At 58.8% G+C, this 18,296-nt stretch carries 13 protein-coding genes; 6 read left to right on the top strand and 7 right to left on the bottom strand.

Annotation, left to right across the window (positions count from 1 at the left end; all coding sequences use genetic code 11):
- The first annotated feature begins 129 nt into the window (after nt 1–129).
- The 4 genes from GOV53_RS07290 to GOV53_RS07275 all read left to right on the top strand — a co-directional run bounded on the left by GOV53_RS07290 (nt 130) and on the right by GOV53_RS07275 (nt 5,965).
- Nucleotides 130–2,313, top strand: coding sequence for a DUF1989 domain-containing protein (locus GOV53_RS07290; protein WP_367648760.1), 2,184 nt, complete (start codon nt 130–132; stop codon nt 2,311–2,313).
- 36 nt (nt 2,314–2,349) lie between these two features.
- Nucleotides 2,350–3,321: an ABC transporter substrate-binding protein gene (locus GOV53_RS07285; RefSeq protein WP_170465012.1), complete on the top strand. Its 972-nt coding sequence runs from the start codon at nt 2,350–2,352 to the stop codon at nt 3,319–3,321.
- Between the two features lie 66 nt (nt 3,322–3,387).
- Complete coding sequence (locus tag GOV53_RS07280) at nt 3,388–4,437, top strand: quaternary amine ABC transporter ATP-binding protein (RefSeq protein WP_170465010.1); 1,050 nt, start codon at nt 3,388–3,390, stop codon at nt 4,435–4,437.
- A gap of 10 nt (nt 4,438–4,447) precedes the next feature.
- Nucleotides 4,448–5,965 (top strand): ABC transporter permease, encoded by a 1,518-nt coding sequence (locus tag GOV53_RS07275; protein WP_170465008.1) that lies wholly within the window; start codon nt 4,448–4,450, stop codon nt 5,963–5,965.
- Nucleotides 5,966–6,099: 134 nt separating this feature from the next.
- On the opposite strand, the gene GOV53_RS07270 is transcribed toward GOV53_RS07275, so the two are convergent.
- The gene (locus tag GOV53_RS07270) at nt 6,100–7,311 is read right to left on the bottom strand and encodes a M24 family metallopeptidase (protein ID WP_170465006.1); all 1,212 of its coding nucleotides are present in this window, start codon (nt 7,309–7,311) and stop codon (nt 6,100–6,102) included.
- The gene (locus GOV53_RS07265) at nt 7,308–9,752 is read right to left on the bottom strand and encodes an FAD-dependent oxidoreductase (protein WP_170465005.1); all 2,445 of its coding nucleotides are present in this window, start codon (nt 9,750–9,752) and stop codon (nt 7,308–7,310) included. The genes GOV53_RS07270 and GOV53_RS07265 overlap by 4 nt, the downstream gene beginning before the upstream one ends.
- A gap of 106 nt (nt 9,753–9,858) precedes the next feature.
- Between GOV53_RS07265 and GOV53_RS07260 the strand changes: the two genes are divergently transcribed.
- Entirely contained in the window at nt 9,859–11,061 is a 1,203-nt protein-coding gene (locus tag GOV53_RS07260; protein ID WP_170465003.1) for an aromatic ring-hydroxylating oxygenase subunit alpha, read from the top strand.
- Nucleotides 11,062–11,067: 6 nt separating this feature from the next.
- Here the strand turns inward: GOV53_RS07260 and GOV53_RS07255 are convergent, their stop codons facing one another.
- The 4 genes from GOV53_RS07255 to GOV53_RS07240 all read right to left on the bottom strand — a co-directional run bounded on the left by GOV53_RS07255 (nt 11,068) and on the right by GOV53_RS07240 (nt 15,455).
- Entirely contained in the window at nt 11,068–11,706 is a 639-nt protein-coding gene (locus tag GOV53_RS07255) for a cupin domain-containing protein (protein ID WP_170465001.1), read from the bottom strand.
- Nucleotides 11,707–12,088: 382 nt separating this feature from the next.
- Nucleotides 12,089–13,270: a carbohydrate porin gene (locus tag GOV53_RS07250; RefSeq protein ID WP_170464999.1), complete on the bottom strand. Its 1,182-nt coding sequence runs from the start codon at nt 13,268–13,270 to the stop codon at nt 12,089–12,091.
- A complete protein-coding gene (locus GOV53_RS07245; RefSeq protein ID WP_170464998.1) occupies nt 13,267–14,031 on the bottom strand; it encodes a DUF3299 domain-containing protein in 765 nt (254 codons plus the stop codon). Before GOV53_RS07245 ends, GOV53_RS07250 begins: the two co-directional genes overlap by 4 nt.
- 26 nt (nt 14,032–14,057) lie before the next feature.
- Nucleotides 14,058–15,455, bottom strand: a complete 1,398-nt coding sequence (locus tag GOV53_RS07240; RefSeq protein WP_170464996.1) for an amidohydrolase family protein — start codon at nt 15,453–15,455, stop codon at nt 14,058–14,060.
- Between the two features lie 142 nt (nt 15,456–15,597).
- On the opposite strand from GOV53_RS07240, the gene GOV53_RS07235 reads away from it, so the two are divergent.
- On the top strand, nt 15,598–16,608 hold the full coding sequence (locus GOV53_RS07235) for an AraC family transcriptional regulator (RefSeq protein ID WP_170464994.1): 1,011 nt from the start codon (nt 15,598–15,600) through the stop codon (nt 16,606–16,608).
- 12 nt (nt 16,609–16,620) lie between these two features.
- Here the strand turns inward: GOV53_RS07235 and GOV53_RS07230 are convergent, their stop codons facing one another.
- Nucleotides 16,621–18,294 (bottom strand): thiamine pyrophosphate-binding protein, encoded by a 1,674-nt coding sequence (locus GOV53_RS07230; RefSeq protein WP_170464992.1) that lies wholly within the window; start codon nt 18,292–18,294, stop codon nt 16,621–16,623.
- Between the last annotated feature and the right edge of the window lie 2 nt (nt 18,295–18,296).

The following is an 18,296-nucleotide window of genomic DNA, read 5'->3' as shown; positions in this document are numbered from 1 at the left end:
GCCGTCCTACACGCGTTCACGAATACTGGGTTTAGCAGCCCGGGACGCAGATTCCCTGGCTTTCCCAAAGCATCTGGCGCCCGGAAACTAACGCTTGCGCCACGCGACGCGGATTGCGTTGATCTCAATGTGGGCGACCTGCTTTCGGTTGAAGCGACCTCGGGGCACAGTGCACTCGAGATCGTTGCTTTTCTAAATGGTCAGCCCGCGCTTTCCTGTCTGAGCCTGGAGGCCAGCGGGGCAGTTGATCCGGACACCTTCAGCAGCGAACGTTTGACGTCATGGATCGCGTCAAACGGGGGAGGGCAGTCGGAACGCATTCCCAGTTGCAGGCTGCCGGTAACGTCCGAGTCCATCGTTCTGCGCACCGACACACCCGTGGTGATCTGGTTGATCCGATCCGTGACTGTTGTCGATTTGATCGAAGGAACTGACAGCGGCTGTGTCACGGTTTCCCACAAACACGCTGACCCGGATTACCCTCTGTTGCCGCCGCTTCTGGGCGATACCCGGGACGAGTTCACAGTGCCGCGTGGGACCGGGTTGGCCTACGAACTGAAAGCTGGCGAATTCGTCCAGATCATCGACATCGAAGGGCAGCAATGCTCGGATTTCATGGCCTTGCGCTCGGATGGGTTGGATCAGGGGGCCGAGTGGATGATCGACTCGACAGCAACCCGATCGATGGTGCGCCGCGCCTATCCTGGTCCCGGATTGCTGGACAAGTTCTATGATCGAGAGATGCGGCCACTTCTTAACGTCGTTCAGGACACGTGCGGGCGTCACGACACGTTTGGCCTGGCCTGTACCGCGCGCGGCTATGAAGAACGTGGTTTCCCCGGTCATGTGAACTGTTCCGACAATATGTCCAATACGTTGGCACCTTATGGCGTTGCACGTCGTTCGGCGTGGCCTGCGATCAACTTTTTCTGGAACACGTGGATCGATCCGACAACGCATCACATTCTTACGGAAGAGTCTCACTCTCGCCCCGGCGATTACGTCGTCATGCGCGCGATGGAAGATTTGGTCTGCGTTTCGACTGCCTGCCCGGACGACATTGACCCAATCAATGGCTGGAACCCGACGGATGTGCATGTCCGCATCTACCGCCCGGAAACGCCAATCCGCCGTGCGGTTGCTTATCGTGAAAAGGAAGATGCTCCGATGTCGATCAGTCAGGAATCCGCGTTTCACGACCGCCTTGCCCCTTTGACTCAGCAGTTCGCGCCTGCGCGCGACCTTTGGACGCCAGTCAGTTTTCCTGCCTATGGGACGCTTGGTGAATACTGGGCCTGCCGCGAACGGGTCACGGTTCAGGACATGAGCGGTTTGCGCAAATTCGATATTGTCGGACCCGACGCTGAGAAGCTGTTGCAACAGGCAACAACGCGCAATGTAGCCAAACTGCCGGTTTGGCGTGGGTCATATACTCTGATGTGCGACGAAAGCGGGTCTGTCATCGATGACGGAACCCTATTCCGGCTTGCGCCCGAGCTTTTCCGCTGGTGCTGCGGGTCCGAGGAAAGCGGCCGCACATTGCAGGCCTTGGCATCGGAACTGGATCTGCAGGTTCGTGTCCATGCCGTGCGGAACGCGATGCCAAATCTCGCCATTCAGGGGCCAAAATCGCGCGATCTGCTGCGCAAGATCACCTTCACGCAACCGCATGTGCCATCGCTTGATGATCTGAAGTGGTTTGGCGTCACAATCGCGCGGCTCAACGATCGCGAGGGGGCACCGTTCATGCTATCGCGGTCGGGCTACACTGGCGAGTTGGGCTACGAGATTTTCTGTGCCAAGTCCGATGCGGTGGCGATTTGGGACGCGGTCATGAGCGCGGGTGAAGAGTTTGGCGTCACCCCCATGGGGTCCGCCGCGCTGGAGATCATCCGGATCGAGGCCGGGCTGGCTGCGGCAAACGCCGAGTTCGCGCCGGGTATTGATGCATTCGAGGCCGGGTTGGGGTTTGCCGTCGATCTGACCAAGAACAATTTCACGGGCAAAGCGGCCCTTGAAAGAAACGCGCGCGAACCGCGCCGCGCCCTCAAAGGGCTATTGATCGGGTGCGATGACGTGCCGGCACACGGCACCCCGGTTTTTGCAGGCGAACGGCAGATCGGCGTCGTCACATCAGCCACCCGCTCACCGATGTTGGAGCACGCGATCGCAATTGCGCACCTGTCGGTCGAGCACGCAGACAACGGCACCCAACTGGAAATCGGGCAACTCGACGGGCGGATGAAACGCTTGGGGGCAACGGTATCGGACATTCCTTTCATAGACCCGCAACGCAAGCGGGCACGCGCCTGATGGCGCAACCAACACCACGCAACGGGAGATAAAGACATGAAAAGACTGACAACACTCACAGCAACAATGGCCTTGGCCTTGGGGGCCACGTCGGTGATGGCCCAGGAAAAGGTCATGGTGGGTGAGCCCAGCTGGCCTGGCGCCAAAATCATGAGCCGTGTCATCGGGCAGGTGATCGAAACGCGATTGGGCGGAGAGGTCGGCTACGCGCCGGGCGCGAATGCGGTGATTTTTGCCGCCATGGACGGCGGGCGCGGGGATATCGACGTGCATCCGGACGTGTGGTTGCCGAACCAGTCGTCCTTCACCGACGAATACGTCGATCAGAAAGGCACCGTCGCGCTGTCGTCCGGCAACTACGAAGGCCGTGCAGGGATTTGCGTTCCGAACTACATGGTCGAGGATCACAACATCAAATCGATCTACGATCTGGCGACCCCAGTGGCGCAAGAGCTGTTTGACTCGGATGGCGATGGCATGGGCGAGGTTTGGGTTGGCGCGTCCGGCTGGGCTTCGACCAACACCTTCAAGGTGCGGGTGCGTGACTATGGTATCGAAACCTTCCTGACGCCCACCACCGAGGATGAGACCGTTTTCTATTCCCGCCTCAAGGATCAGATCGACCAGAAAAAGGGCGCTGCCTTCTACTGCTACGCACCGCACTATGTGCACGCCCTGTACGACGTGACCATTCTGGAAGAACCCGAGCATGACGCGGCAACCTACAAGATGGTGCAGCCGGATCAGGATGCGGATTGGTACAACAAATCGCATGTCAGCACTGGCGAGCCGGTGAAAACCGTGACCGTTGCTCATTCGAAATCGCTGGAGCAGCGCAACCCGGCTGCGGCGTCTTTCCTTGCCAATATCGACATGGATGCCGGTCAGCTGAGCGGCCTGACCTATGAAGTCGTCGTCAAAGGGCGCGACACCGATGAGGTCGTCGCCGAATGGATCAACGCAAACGGTGACACGGTCGACGGCTGGCTTGGCCTGAAAACCAACTGATACCGAAAGGCCCTCGGCCCGTACGCCGGGGGCTCAATTTACAAGCTAGACCAAAGTGGGGCCAGTATGACGGCGGATATCGCAATTGATGCGCGCGGCGTGTGGAAGGTGTTCGGCGCACGCGCAAAGGAAGCGCTGAAAGCCATTCACCGCAAGGGGCTGAGCAAAGCCGAAGTGCTGGAGCAGTTCGACTGCGTCGTCGGCGTGGCTGATGCCAGCTTTGAGATCCAGCGCGGCGAGCTGTTTTGCGTCATGGGTTTGTCCGGGTCGGGTAAATCGACCCTGGTACGTCACGTGAACCGCCTGCTGGAACCCACCGACGGTCATATCTATCTGGATGGCGATGATGTCATGGGCCTGAACGATGAGGGCCTGCGCGATTTGCGGAACCGGCGCGTTGCCATGGTGTTCCAGAACTTTGGCCTGATGCCCCACAGAACCGTCCGCGATAACGTCGCCATGCCGCTGGAAATTCGCGGCACTGGCAAGGCACGCCGCTGGGAAGAGGCGGATCGCGTTCTTGAGCTGGTGGAACTCAGCGGTTGGGAAGACAAATACGCGCATGAGCTGTCCGGTGGCATGCAACAGCGTGTCGGACTTGCCCGCGCTATTGCCGCAGACCCGGAAATCCTGCTGATGGACGAGCCGTTTTCGGCCCTCGATCCGCTGATCCGCAAGCAATTGCAGGATCAGTTCATGGAATTGAGCCACAAGCTTAACAAAACCACGATGTTCATCACCCATGACCTCGATGAGGCGATCCGCATCGGTCATCGCATCGCGATCATGAAAGATGGGCGCATCGTTCAGATCGGAACGCCGGAAGAGATCATTCTGAACCCGGCGGACGACTACGTTGCCGATTTCGTTGCCGGCATCTCCAAGCTCAACATGATTTTCGCCCACGCGGTTATGAAGCCGGTGGACGAGTTCGAGGCGCATCATGGCGAGGTTCCCGACGACGCCAAAGAGGCACATCCGGACATGGACCTGTCTGACCTGATGACCCTCTGTGTTGATGGACACGGCGTTGTGGCGGTCACACAGGATGGCAAGACCGTAGGCGTTATCAACCGCGCGGGACTCATCCGCGCGATCCAGGACAGTCAGGCATAAGGGGACCACGATGAAACACGTTGATGCACAACAGGTCCAACCTGAAACCGCCGACCGTCTGGAAGGGTTGATCGGTGATTTTGTCGGGCAGAGCCAAGCCTACTACCAGAAAACCTTTGCCTATATGATGCAGGCACCCGGCTATCGGTTCACTCTGAACAAGGCCGCGGCCATTCTCGGCCCGATCTGGTTCGGCGCACGTGGCCTCTGGTCGTGGTTCTTGGCTTTTCTGGTGCTTGAAACGCTCGCCTACATTCAGATCGGATTGGGATTGTTCGGCGATCTTGGTCGTGAATTCCGCGAACGGGCCGACCAGATCGAGCAAACCCTGTCGCTGCGACGGCAACAGATCGAAGCGGCAGAACAGTCCGGTGCAGCATCACTGGATTCACTCAAGCGCGCGGCCGAGTCGCTGGAAAGCGCATTGGTCGGAGCACAGGAAGCCGCCCAGAACGCAGATTCCACCGGTATCACCTATCTGGCAGTTGGCATCGTTTTGCTGCTGGCGGTCAAGTTTCTGGCGGCCTCACTGGCGAACTGGACTTTGGAAGGCCAGTTCGCGCGTTGGCGGTCGGATTCCAGCGTGGCGCATGGATGGTCCGTGAGCCGGATGGTCGTTGCCTCTGCGCTGACTCTGGTGGTTGTCGTGTTGTCGACCATCAAATTCGCGCAACCGGACGCGCTGGCCATTCTGAAAACATTCCCGACAAACCGCGATTGGCGGTTAAATGTCGGCGATGGCGTGCAGGCCGTGTTTGAGTGGACAAAGACCGCAGGCCGCGGCTTTTTTGACGGGCTGACCTATGGAATGCGCACGCTGCTGGACTGGATCGAGGTGGTGCTGGTCGACACACCGTGGCCGGTGGTTGCGCTGGTGATCATCATGCTGGCTTACCTTTCCGCAGGGCCGCGCGTCGCGATCTTCACCGGTGCCGCGCTGGCCTATCTCGGGCTGCTGGATTTCTGGGAAAAGGCAATGACAACAATCGCCTTGCTGGGGGCTGCGGCGCTGATTTCCATCACGCTGGGTATTCCGCTCGGCATCTATTGCGCACGGCGTCCGCGCGCTTTTGCGATTGTGCGACCAATTCTGGACTTCATGCAGTCGATGCCGTCATTCGTGTACCTGATCCCGGTTGTCGCTTTCATCGGGTCCGGCAAACCAGCGGGCGTCGTGGCGACGATGATCTTCGGCAGCCCGCCGGTCATCCGCTTTACTGTTCTGGGCCTGCAGCAAGTGCCCGAGACAGTGCGCGAGGCTGCATTGGCCTTTGGCGCGACACCACGTTATCTGTTGTGGAGAGTTGATCTGCCGCTGGCGCACAAGACGATCATGGCCGGGGTAAACCAAACCATTCTGATGTCGCTTGCGATGGTTGTTGTCGCATCTCTGATCGGCGCCAAGGGCCTGGGCGAAGACGTGCTGGAAGCGCTGCAATACGCTGCGGCGGGTCAGGGTATTCTGGCCGGTCTGGCAATTTTGTTCTGCGCGCTCATCCTTGACCGTATTGTTGCGGGAAAGAAATGAGTTCTGGATTCGGGAGCGATAGAGCACAAAAGTCATGTGAGCGCGCTGTCTGACGGGGTGCTCCACGTCACGGCAGCTCGCCCGCAGTGTGTCAGCAGCGTTTCTCGTCCAGCGTTTTGGTGCGACACCCGCGCCTAGCGCATCAGGTTTTCGTCATAGGGATAGCTGTCGAGTTGTTCCAGACCATCTGCTGTGACCAGAAACTGATGCTCGATCTTGACGCCGCTGCCGCCGCGATCGGAACCGACATAGCCCTCGACGCAGATCATCATGTTCTCTTCGATGATCCCGTCATAACCGATGTCATCCCAATCCTGCGGATAGGGGACATAGGGGTATTCATCGCACATCCCCACGCCATGCATGATGCAGGGGTACCGGTGGGCAACGAACTCTTCGGGGTGGCGGAAGCTGTTGTCGACCAGTTCCTTGAACGTCACACCGGGGCGCACGTTGGCCTTGTTGTGCTCGATCTCGTCCAAAGCGCGTTTATAGAGATCGCGGAACGCATCCGGCGCTTTGCCCGCGCCGCAATACCAGGTGCGCGAGATGTCGGACATGTACCCAAACGGGCCGACCATGTCGGTATCGAACCCAAGCAACTCGCCCTTTTGCACCCGCCGCTCGCCGGCCTCTTGCAGCCACGGGTTCGTCCGCTCCCCCGAGGCCAGCATCCGCGCCTCAGACCACAGGCCGCCATGGGCGATATTGACCTGGCTCAGAATGCTCCACAGCTCATTCTCTGAAATGCCGGGCTGAAACGCCTCGTGCATCCGGGAAATGCCCAGTTGCGCCACGTCGATAGCATAGCGGCAAAGCGTGATCTCTTCGGCCGACTTGATCGACCGCGCCTTTTCCAGAAAACCGGGGGCATCGACAACCTCAAACCCGGCCTGCATCAATCCCTGAACGGCTGAGGCATCCAACCGATCCAGAGCCACGCGGCAGCGTCCTTTACCCTGCAACCGGCTTTTGACGAAATCCACGAATTTGCGGGTATTCTCCGTTTGGTCAAAACCCGCAAGGAACGGGGCCAGACCGAACATCGGGATGTACTCGGTCACATGGTCCAGATCCTTGATGAACGCCCCGCTGAACACCACCGGACCATCGGCAAAGACCATCAGCATCATCAGCGGGATGCGCGCCTGAAACTGCATGTATTCGTGATAGTTCACCGCGTAGCGCATGGTGAGCGGATTGGTTATCACTGCCAGTTCCACATCCCGTTCCGCCATCGCCTCGCGGATGCGGCCCATGCGGTAATCGTTCAGCTTGGTCCAGTCGATTTCCGGCGCGGGCAAAACGGCCTTGGAAAACTGGGAAATTTCTTCATGTTTGTTCATTTCGCTACCTCTAAGGTGGCTGCTACATCGCGCAGTCGCAGGTTTTGCGGATCAAGTACCGCGTCGGCCAAAACTGTCGCCTTGTGCATCTGGCCAAAGACGATCACTTCCAATTCGGTGCCCGGCATGGCCGCATGGGGTTTGACGAACGCAAATCCCAGATTGCGCCTGGTCACGGGACCAAAGCCGCCCGATGAGATTGAGCCCACCTTCTCGCCATTCAGATAGACAGCCTCGCCGCCCAGAACATCCGTGCCCTCCATCTCGATATCGAGATAGGCAATGACCGAGGAGCTGTCCGTTTCGACCAGTTTTGCCAGCGCCTCTTTCCCCACGAAATCCTTGTCGAACTTCACGAAACGCATCTGATCGGTGTGGACAGGGCTGGCGTCATTGGCCAGTTCATGCCCCCCGCGATAGGCTTTTTCCATTCGCATCATTTCCAGAGCTTTTGAGCCGAAGGGAACCATGCCGTGCGGCTGGCCCGCGTCCCAAAGCGCGTCCCATAGCGTGCCAAGCTGACCCATCGGTGCGTGCAGCTCCCACGCCAATTCGCCCGAGAAAGACAGGCGCAGAGCGATCAGGTCCACGCCTGCAACAGTCATCTCGCGCGCCTTGAGCCAACCAAAATCTGCGTTCTTCAGTGAGGCATCCATCAGCGGCGCGAGAACTGCGCGGGCCTTGGGGCCCGCGACAGTCAGGATGCCCCATTCGTCGGACAGGTTTTTAACCGTCACATCCTCGGTCCCGCGCTGATGAACGGTGATCCAGTCCCAGATGCGCCGTTCGGATGGGCCGCCGGTCACGAACCAGAACCGATCTTCGGCTAGCCGCGCAATCGTGGCCTCGCCCTCGATCGTGCCCTGTTCATTTAGCAGCAGCGTCAGACAGGTGCCGCCAGTCTTTTTCGGAATCCGGTTGGCGCAGAGGCGGTTCAGATAGTCTTCGGCCTCTGGCCCGGTGATCTCAAACTTCGAGAAGGCCGAGAAATCTCCGATGCCGACGCCCTTATGCACAGCACACGCCTCGGCGAGTGCCGCCTCCCAAGAAGGGCCGCGCTTCCACGATTTCGGTTCATTGCCTTCCCACTCGGGCTTGCCATAGACGCGGGGACGTTCCCAACCGCCCGCCTCTTCGAACACCGCATGTAGGGCCTTGGTGCGGTCATGAACGCCGGACGTACGGATCTCGCGGCAGGTTTCATACTGCAACTGCGGGTAGGGCAGGGACAGGCGCGTCATATAATTTTCGCGGCAGCGCTGATGGGCATATTCCTCGTCCACGCGACTATGGAAGCGGCGCGGATCAAAGCCACGCATCGAGATTTCAGCCGTGCCATGCACCATCCACTGCGCCAACGCCCGGCCCAGACCCGGCCCCCAGGCAATGCCTACCGTCGCTCCGCAGGCCAGCCAGTGATTGCGCAGCCCCGGCGCGGGCCCGACCAGTGGGTGCCCGTCCGGTGTATAGGTGATCGCCCCGTTGACGATCCGCTTGATGCCGCGCTCCATCAGCGCGGGATACCGTTCAAAGCACTTTTCCAGCCACGGGGTGATCCGGTCGTAATCCGGCTCGAACAGTTCATTCTCGCTGTCCCAGGGGCAGCCATCGCGCCATTTGGCCAAAGCATCATGGGTGTCATACAGCCCGATCAGCGCGCCACCCTGTTCGCGGCGCAGATAGCCGGTGAAATAATCGTCGCGCGTCACCGGAATTTCGTGATCCATCGCTTCGAACTCGTGCACAGTATCCGTGACCACGTAGTGGTGCTGCATGGGAACAATTGGCAGGTCCAGCCCGCTAAAGGCACCGATCTGGCGCGCGTGGTAGCCGCCCGCGTTGACCACATGCTCGCACAGAATATCGCCCTGTTCGGTCACCACTTTCCACTCGCCCGAGGGCGTCTGCTGGACATCCGTCACCCGGTTGCGGCGTATCACCTTGGCCCCCCGCTGCCGCGCGCCCTTGGCCATGGCCTGACAGGTGCCGGACGGGTCAACGTGGCCATCATCGGGCGTGTAAATCCCGCCGATGATTTGCGACGTGTCAGAGATCGGGTTCAGCGCGCCGATCTCTTCCGGGTTAACCCAGTGACATTCTTGACCCCGTGCCAAGACCGCGTCGCGCGTGTGCATCAGCCAGGCGCGGTGATCCTCGGTCGCTGCCACCCGCAAGGATCCGCAATTGTGCCAGCTGACACCCTGTTCGGTCTCTTCCTCGATGGTCTTGTACAGATCGACCGCATAGTCGTGACAAACGCCTAACGCGTGACCCGGTGTCATCCGGCTGACCAGCCCGGCGGCATGCCAGGTCGCCCCAGAAGTCAGCTCGGCCTTTTCGATCAGAACAACGTCGGTCCAGCCCTCTCTGGCCAGATGATACAGCACGCTGGCCCCCATGTTGCCGCCGCCAATCACGACCACTCGAGCCGAATCCATCATTTTCAACTCCACGCTTCCTGGGAAAACCATTCCTCAAGGAAAAATTTTGTCCATAATTTTTCCAAAAGGATACTTTCAGACAGGCGACTTGATTCGGAGACGGAAAATGAACGGAGCAGTCCCCAAGGAGACCAACCTTGACCGTATGCGTCGTATCCTCGGGGAAGAAGGGTACGCACAGCTGTTTCGATCCATTGATCGGGCCGCAGGCCTGCCCAACCAAGCCTACTGGTCCGAAGAATGGTTCCAGATGGAGCAGGAACTGATCTTTCGGCGATCCTGGGTGTTTGCAGGCGCGCGGGCCGAGATCGCTGATCCCGGTGCCATGAAACCGATCGAAATTGCCGGTACGCCGATTGTTCTGGTCCACGGGCGCGACGGTGTCATTCGGGGGTTTCAGAACGTTTGCCGCCACAGGGGCATGCAGTTGGTTACCGAACCGTGCAAAAAGGCGACGCTCACTTGCCCTTATCACCGTTGGGCCTACGGGCTGGATGGCAAACTGCGCGCCCGTCCGCATTTTGACGGCCCGAATGAAGCCGGGATTTTCAAGGATGGCGGCGGAGACAAACTGAATCTGATCCCGGTTCGGGTTGAAGAGTTCTTTGGTTGCCTGTTCATCAACGTCTCGGGTACGGCTGAGCCTTTAGACGTTTGGATGAAGCCCGTTCTGGACCAACTCAGAGGGTATGACCTGTCCGCAATCCGATGGGCGGGCAAACGGGATTTTGACGTCGAGGCCAACTGGAAGCTGGTCTATGAAAATTACATGGAAGGCTACCATGTCTTCGCCCTTCACCCCCGTCTGCTCGAGTTTGCGCCGATGGATGTGCGCTGGTCCGGTGAGTGGCGCGGCAGTACCTTCGTCAACGGCTATCGCTTTCCGAAGCTGGAAGAGGGGCGCGGCATGGGCCTGCCGCATTATCCAGGGCTCTCGGAAGAGGACAGCATGAAAGGGCAGTGGTTCCTGACCATGCCGCATTTCGCAGTCGAGGTTTACCCGGACCAGTTCACGGTGCTTGTCGCCTATCCCGAAGCGCCCGACCATTGCCGGGAAGAACTGCATGTGTTCGTCATCGGCGACGAAGCCGCGACGGGTGAGAGGTACGAAAAAGAACGTACCGATCTCATCCAGATGTGGGATGACCTGAACAAAGAGGATATTTTTGTTCTCAAAGGGCTGCAGCAGGGCCGCAGATGTTCAGGCTATGATGGTGGCCGTCTCTCACCGCATTGGGAGGGGCCAACGCTCAGCTATTCGCAAAAGATCATTGAGCTGATGGCGGACGGCGAAGATTTACCGGCATAACCCAGTTTAACGGGCCTTCATAATGACCGGCGTGTTGGTGTGTATGATCTGCAAATCGGCCATTCCTTTGTTGCAGTACCGATGCGGCTTGTGTCCGGGAAAACCGAAACTGTCGCCTTCCTCCAACACGAATGTATGGCCATCCACCTCAAGGGTCAGCTGACCGGACAGCACATAGCCGACTTCTTCGCCCTCATGGGACAGAGGGTTGTCGCCGGAATGTCCTCCGGGCGAGAACTGCATCAGCGACATGGCCAGTTGGCCATCGACTGACGGAGACAGCAGATAGTCGACCTCGCCAAGATAGTCGGTGCCGGACAGCCGCGAATAATCGATGCGCCGCCTAAAACCTTTTCGCACAATATACTGGTTTTCGATCGGATCATCGTTTGGCGAGGGCGGGAACAACCAGCCGATTTCGACGCCCAAGGCGGCACTGATGCGTTGCAGTGCTTCCAACGAGGGTTGCTTTTGACCGCGCTCGACAAGGCTGAGGAATCCTACCGAAAGCGAGGCGGCCTCGGCACAGTCGTTCAACGTCATTCCCATGGCGCGCCGCATTGCTCGGATCTCGTGCCCGATGCCTGCATTTCGCCCAGCGGATTTACCTCGCGCGGTCGCCTCCGACTTTGGTTTGTCCGCCATTTTGTTACTCCTCGACAATGCCTTGTATATTCTGCGCAGCGACCGTCAGCAACAATCGGGCAACGGAAAAAGCGACCATAGGGCGTTGCGCAGATGCCAACCGCACAGCGGCGGGCTTGCCGATCTATCGGCATGATGACCACCGTCTTCAAACTTCTTTACGTGCAAGAAACACCCGCAACACATCCGCGATTTACCAAAGCCAATGAACAGGTGCCCCTGATTTCTATGGGGCATCAAAAATCAGCCAGTCGAGTGCTGAAGCGCGCGCGACCGGACCGAAACCGCCGATGCTCTAGCTGGGTGTGCTGTGCGATAGGCACCACCACAATCAAACAAGAACGTCTTCGGCTGAGCCCGATGTCGCGCGTGGAAAACGGCCTCAGAACACGATGCGGGTTCTAAGGCCGAACAGTGCGATACTGTCCTGATCCGGGTTTTGCAGCGGGTTTGAGATGAACTGCACAGACGGCGTGACCTGCAGACCCGGAGAGATCGAGAAACGATAGAAAGCCTCAACAGTGAACTGATCACCGCTGATCCCGCGCGCTTCGGCCCAGTTCAGGCCCACCCCGGCAAGGTCGGTGTTTCGACCATAATAACCTATGCCGGTGGAAACCGATCGCTGATAAAGCGCTGCAGTTCCCTTGGAGACCCCCGCGCGAAAAAACGGCATCCACTTATTGTCAATGAACCAAGCGGCTGAAAACGCCCCGCCATAGTCTTCGGCGCGCGAGCCATCGTCGGCGGCATCGGCATGCCAAAGCGTCAGATGGATGTTGTCAAAGTAGATACGATCAAACCCGGACGTGTACCCAAGCTCGAGCGATTTAAAGAGGTTGCCGTCACTGAAAACGTCAAAGTTAGGATCAGACGGGTCGGCGTTCGCGTCGGCCAAACTGGCCACAAGGTACAGGTTGTTGTTGAGCTTCAGGCCCCCGGCAATACCCAAGCCCTGATTTGGCGTGTTGATCGTTGGGCTGGTGTTGAACGCAAGGTTTTGAAACCCGCTGTAAGGGCTGACAAGACCATAGATATCAACGAAATCCGTCACGTCGATCTGCCCGATTTGAAGGGTCCATGCACCGTTGCTGGCCCTCTGCGTCCAAAACAGGTTGGTGAGAAGCAATCCAGAGTCGTTGAACGCGGTCCCGGTAATCGACAAAGCCCCTCCATTCAGTCCAAGAAACTGAGGGGCCACATCCGTATAGCTATGCCTGTCCTCGATCTTGAACGTCACAGAGCCACGCTCGGTCGCCTGCCAGTTTCCGTAAAACCTAGCGATACCACCAGCAGCTTCGCCTGTTCCAAGATTGGCATCCGACGTTTGGCCCAGTGCCAGATAGTCAAAGTTGAAGCGGAATCCGTTTTCAGCCAACCGATCCTTCCAATTGAACCAACCCGGCGCGATGTTGCGTGGAAAGTCCGATCGATATTGCGGATCGGTCAAGCCGTCTCCGGGCTCAAGCTCGGCCCCGACAGAGGAAGGCCCCGACAGACCTTGGGCCGAGGCCGCTTGGACAGTTGCAAAGGTCAAAAGCGCAGCAATCAGGGGCCTTATCATTGGGATGTTGGTGCTCCACCTGTTTTACGTTGCCGTGCGGCGCGAAAGCGATCCGCCGCGCTGTCGCTCCATTCCAGTTGATCGCCCTGCGTTTCCAGCGTTTCAACGCTGTCCGTGTCCAGCTGAAAGGTCGCGTGCATGGGCATAAAACCATCCACGACCATCATGCTTTGTTCGGACGGTGAGATGGTCAGGACGCCTGTCAGACGCACTGGCTCGTGGAAATAACTGGGCGTCCAATCGTCGTTCAATCGCACGCGGATCATCTGGTTGGGCGGGGGCGGGGGCAAATGGCTGCACATTCCGCGCTGCGGCACCAGATAAGCCACCGGTCGCCCGTCTGGATCGGCGGGGGCCGGAATGGCAAACCCTGCCACAGTGACTGTTTGACCGTCGATCTGCGGGTTTCCATAGGTGCCCGCCTTTCTGCGCCGTTCGGTCACGACCTCTCGCTGATCCAACAGCCAGTCGACATCAATCCCTCCGTCCGCCAAGGCGTCCTCGGTCTCGGTCAAAAGCTCCTGCCATTTCTGCCTGTCCTCAGCGCTGCCAGCATCCTGCTGCAACCTGCCGCGCAAGCGAACGACGTAGAGGAGATCGTCGAACTGTTCCGGACCAAGATCGCGATAAGGGTCCTCAAAGACCTGAACGGACGGATCCGGCAGGTCTGTCCAGTCAAGCACCGTCCCCGGTGTCGCAAAGGCGGGTTGCGCGCCCCAGACCATTCCCGCGAACACTGCGAAACGAAACCAATTGCCCATAACCACTCTCCGGCTGTCTGTCCCGATTATTCCAGCGTGTTTTTGTATATCACACCATCTTTCATAATCAGTCGAATGGTTTCAGGGCTCTCAGGTCTCGGGTCGGCTCCGAACCACTGGTCGCCCGTGCCGACGACCGAGAAGTCTTCGAGGGGGTTGCCGTCTATCAGTAGGATGTCGGCATAGGCGCCTGCTTCGATCACACCCAGTTTGCCTTCTGGATAGGGGTTCATGAAATCACCGCTAAGTGCCGCGATCTCGCCGCCTACCGAAGTCAAGGTTACCATCGACGCATAGGGGCCGAAGAAATGGTTGTTCAGATGCTTCTCGTAGGCGATCTGAATGTTGCACGCCTCGACTGAGCCCACGCAATCGGTTTGGAACCCGCGCGGCGCCGGGCATTCCTTCATGCTGGGAATATAGGCTTCGAAGGTCGCCGAGGCCGATTTGGCCTTCCTCAAACTGTTGGGGTTGTTTTTCACGGACGGAACATCAAGTAGGCCTGGATCAAATGCTGTGATGTTCGTCGTGATGTACGCTCCTTTTTCTTTCATCAAAGCAGAAATCTCACAGTCAAAGTGAAATCCGTGTTCAATGGTTCTGACCCCTGCATTCAGGGCATTGATGATCGCTTCTTTGCGGTAGGAATGTGCCATGACATAGGTGCCGTACTCGTTGGCAACCTGAACAGCGGCCTCAATCTCTTCCTTCGAACCGGCGAGCAACTGCCATGGATCGAATGCCGAAATCACCCCACCCGATTGCATGAACTTCAGTTGCGTGGCACCCATGCGCAAGTTGTTGCGGCCATACATGTAAATTTCATCAACACCGTTGACCTGTTGGGCCATATTCAGAGTGCCAAAATTGGTCACCCCGCCCGGCGGAGATGTGAAGGATGCGAAATCGGCGTGACCACCACGTGTTCCGAGAAATGCCCCGGAAGGGTAAAAGCGGGGGCCGACGATCTGGCCGGCGTCTATTGCGCGCCGCAGCCCGCCGCCAGCGCCCCCGGCATCGCGAACGGTCGTGAAGCCCTGCATCAGGTACATTTCGGCCATCCGTGTCCCGTGGATGGCGAAATCCTCCCAGGTCGAGTTGGTTTCCATCTCGGCAATCGATGGCCCCATGAGCATCAGATGCGCGTGATTCTCGATAAAGCCCGGTGTCAGAGTGCGTCCGCCACCGTCGATAACCTTCGCACTCGGCGCATTAATGGCATCGGTTGAGACGGACTTGATCAGATTGCCCTCGACCAGAACACTGGCATTCTCAATGCGTTGCTCATTCACACCGTCGAAGACATGCACGTTGGTAAACAGCGTTTGAGGGGCCGTCTCGTCCTGAGCCGAGGCGGGCAGGGCATAGGATAAAGTCGCTGCAATGAACGACGCCGAAAAAAGTGAGCTGCGTAATGCGGACATGATACACCTTATTACATTCAGATTTGTCTAACGTTAGCTTGAAAACATCTGGTCCGGTTGCCACTTTTTCACTACGTTGTCCGATTATGGGGTCAAAAATGGCAACTGACCCAACGCTTTGTTCAAGCTGTAGGTGGCTGACATGCCTTTCAACTCGACCCCACAAGACCACAGCGAAGGCTTTGTCCGGCTGGCTTTGGCGGGACCCTTCCTGCAATACCTCACTGAGCGCAGGATAGATCCCCAGCCCGCGTTGGATCAGGTCGGGCTGAAAGCCGAGCTTTTGTCGGACCCGTCCGTGTATGTGCATTCGGAACTGGTCTACGGACTGTTGAATGCCTTTTCCGATTTGGCAGGAGACCGCTATCTGGGACTTCATGTTGGGGAGACGTTCGACTTGCAGGGCTGGCCTCCGTTCGCGCAGGCGCAGCAAGAGTCAAAGACACTGTTTGAATTCTTCACCCGTTTCGTTCGGCTTGTGCCGCAGGAATCCAGCTCGGTTCGTCACCGGCTGATCGTGGATGCAGACAAGGCGACCTATCGGATCGAGCGGCAACAGGAACCTGCCGTGCCGCCGATACAAGTCACAGGCTTCGGGGCCGCGATCTACATCCGTCTTCTGCAAGCCGTGGTTGGTAAATCCTGGGATCCATCGGTCGTGCGGTGGGAAAGCAGGTTCATAAATGGCTTGCCGATCAATTACAAAGGTGTCGAGGTCGGCCTGGGCACCAGCCCGGGTATGCAAATCAGTTTTCCCGTCAACTGGTTGTTCATCAATCTGACGCCAGAGACCGCTTCCAAACCCTATGTCAGCGCGCCTCAGGACGAGCAGGTCACGGTCGTTGCAGCGATGAGGTCCGTGTTACGCGACAAACTGGATGAGCCGGATCTGGGACCGCGGGTTGTGGCGGACTTGTTGGGCATTCAGGCGGATCGGCTTGTTAAGGCGCTCAGGCAACAGGGCACAACGATGCCGCGCGAGGTCAAACGCCTGAAAGTCGACGTCGCCAAGGAACACCTTAGAAACGGCGACAAGACCGTGGGCGACATCGGGCTGTTATTGGGCTATTCGGACAAGTCCCATTTCACACGCTTTTTCCAGCGTCAGACAGGGATGACACCAACGGCCTTTCGGGCGGAGGTCCAGTCGTAGATCCGTCCGCGCTCAGGCGTCGTTCTGTGGTGATTTGAACAGATCCTTGCGCAGTGTCATCAACGCTCCGGGATCAATTTTTGCCTGTATGACAGTTGTTTGCCCGGACTCTATCGCCTTGGTCAACGCCGGACCCATGCCGCCCGGACCATCAACCCAGATGCCTTTGCCGCCGCATAGCTCCGCGAATTTGTCATAGCGCGGGCTTTGAATTTCCGCGCCCAGCAGACGGCCGCCATAAAACTCTTGCTGATAGGCTTTTTCGGCCCCCCAGGCCTCGTTATCCAGAACCACGATAATCACCGGAAGATCATTGGAGACGGCGGTCTGGATTTCGATCATCGTATAGCCCACAGCGCCGTCGCCCATGACCGCCACAACCGGGCGATCCGGTGCCGCCGCTTTGGCACCAATTGCGGCAGACAGACCAAATCCGACCAGACCGAAATCCAACGGAGTAATCAGCGACCGGGGTTCGTAGTGGGCCAGACGATCGGCGGCCTGAAGGCAGGTATTGCCGGTATCCAGTGTGACAATCGCGTTTGTGGGCAGCGCATCGCGAAGCTCAGCCAGCGCGCGTCGGGGATGCATCGGCAGAGTCTCGATTACGGCCTCTTCCGCGCGTTCGGCCCGCAGGCTGTCCATATCGGCTTTGAACTGCGTGCGCCAGGCATCGCAATTGGGTCTGGCCGTCGCCGCGGTCAATGCCTCAGCCGTCATGCGCGCATCGGCTTGAACTGCGACCTCGGCGGGGAAGTAACGCCCGACTGCCGATCCATCTATGTCCACATGGGCGATGCGGGTCTCGGCCCCCACGTAGTCATTGCTGTGGAAGGTCGAGTTGAAACCCAACCGTGCGCCCAGAACGACCATCACATCGGCTTGTTTCGTCAGTCGGCTGGCCACCCGGTTTCCGCGTGGCCCGGCTTGCCCCGCAAACCACGGATGGCCGTGGCGCATCACGTCGGCATGACCGGTCGAGGCGACGACCGGTATCTCCATCGCCTCGGCCAAAGCGGTCAGAGCGTCGCGCCCCTGGCCCCACTTGAAACCGCCGCCCGCAAAGATCACCGGGCGTTTCGCGCCGTGCAAAAGCTCTGCAATTGCGGCTACGTCTGCGGGTGACGCGGGTCCGGGGCGTGCGATGTTCACCGGCGCGGGCTCAATCGTGGGCACTTCGGCTGCAAACAGATCGCGCGGCACGTGCAAAACGACCGGCCCACGACGGCCCGAGTTGGCCAGCCGGATCGCATCTTCCAGCATCGGCGCAAGGCGCGACGGGTCGGTGACCATGACCGAGCGCTTGCAGATCGGGGCAAACAGCGCCACCTGATCGACCTCTTGAAAGGTGTCCTTGTGCTGATCCGCCCGCGTGATCGCCCCTGCAATGACCACCAGCGGGGAATAGGCCAGTTGTGCTTCGGCCACGGCCGTCACGATATTGACCACACCCGGCCCCGCCTGCGCGCCCAGAACGACGCCGGGTTTGCCAGTCATCCGCGCCCAGGCATCCGCCATGTGTCCCGCCGCGCGTTCATCCCGGGCACCGACATAGGCGACCTCGCCGCCCTGATACATGGCGTCATAGAGTTCCAGCATCGAGCCACCCAACAGCCCGAACACAGTGTCGATCCCGTTGGCCTTGAGCACGCGATTGACGGCCTCGCCGCCAGTGATATTGGTCATGA

Origin of the sequence: Ruegeria arenilitoris, from assembly GCF_013035315.1 — a bacterium.
In the GTDB taxonomy this organism is placed as follows: domain Bacteria; phylum Pseudomonadota; class Alphaproteobacteria; order Rhodobacterales; family Rhodobacteraceae; genus Ruegeria; species Ruegeria arenilitoris_D.
The sequence above is the reverse complement of the archived record's forward strand: the minus strand, read 5'-3'. Positions and strand labels throughout refer to the sequence as shown.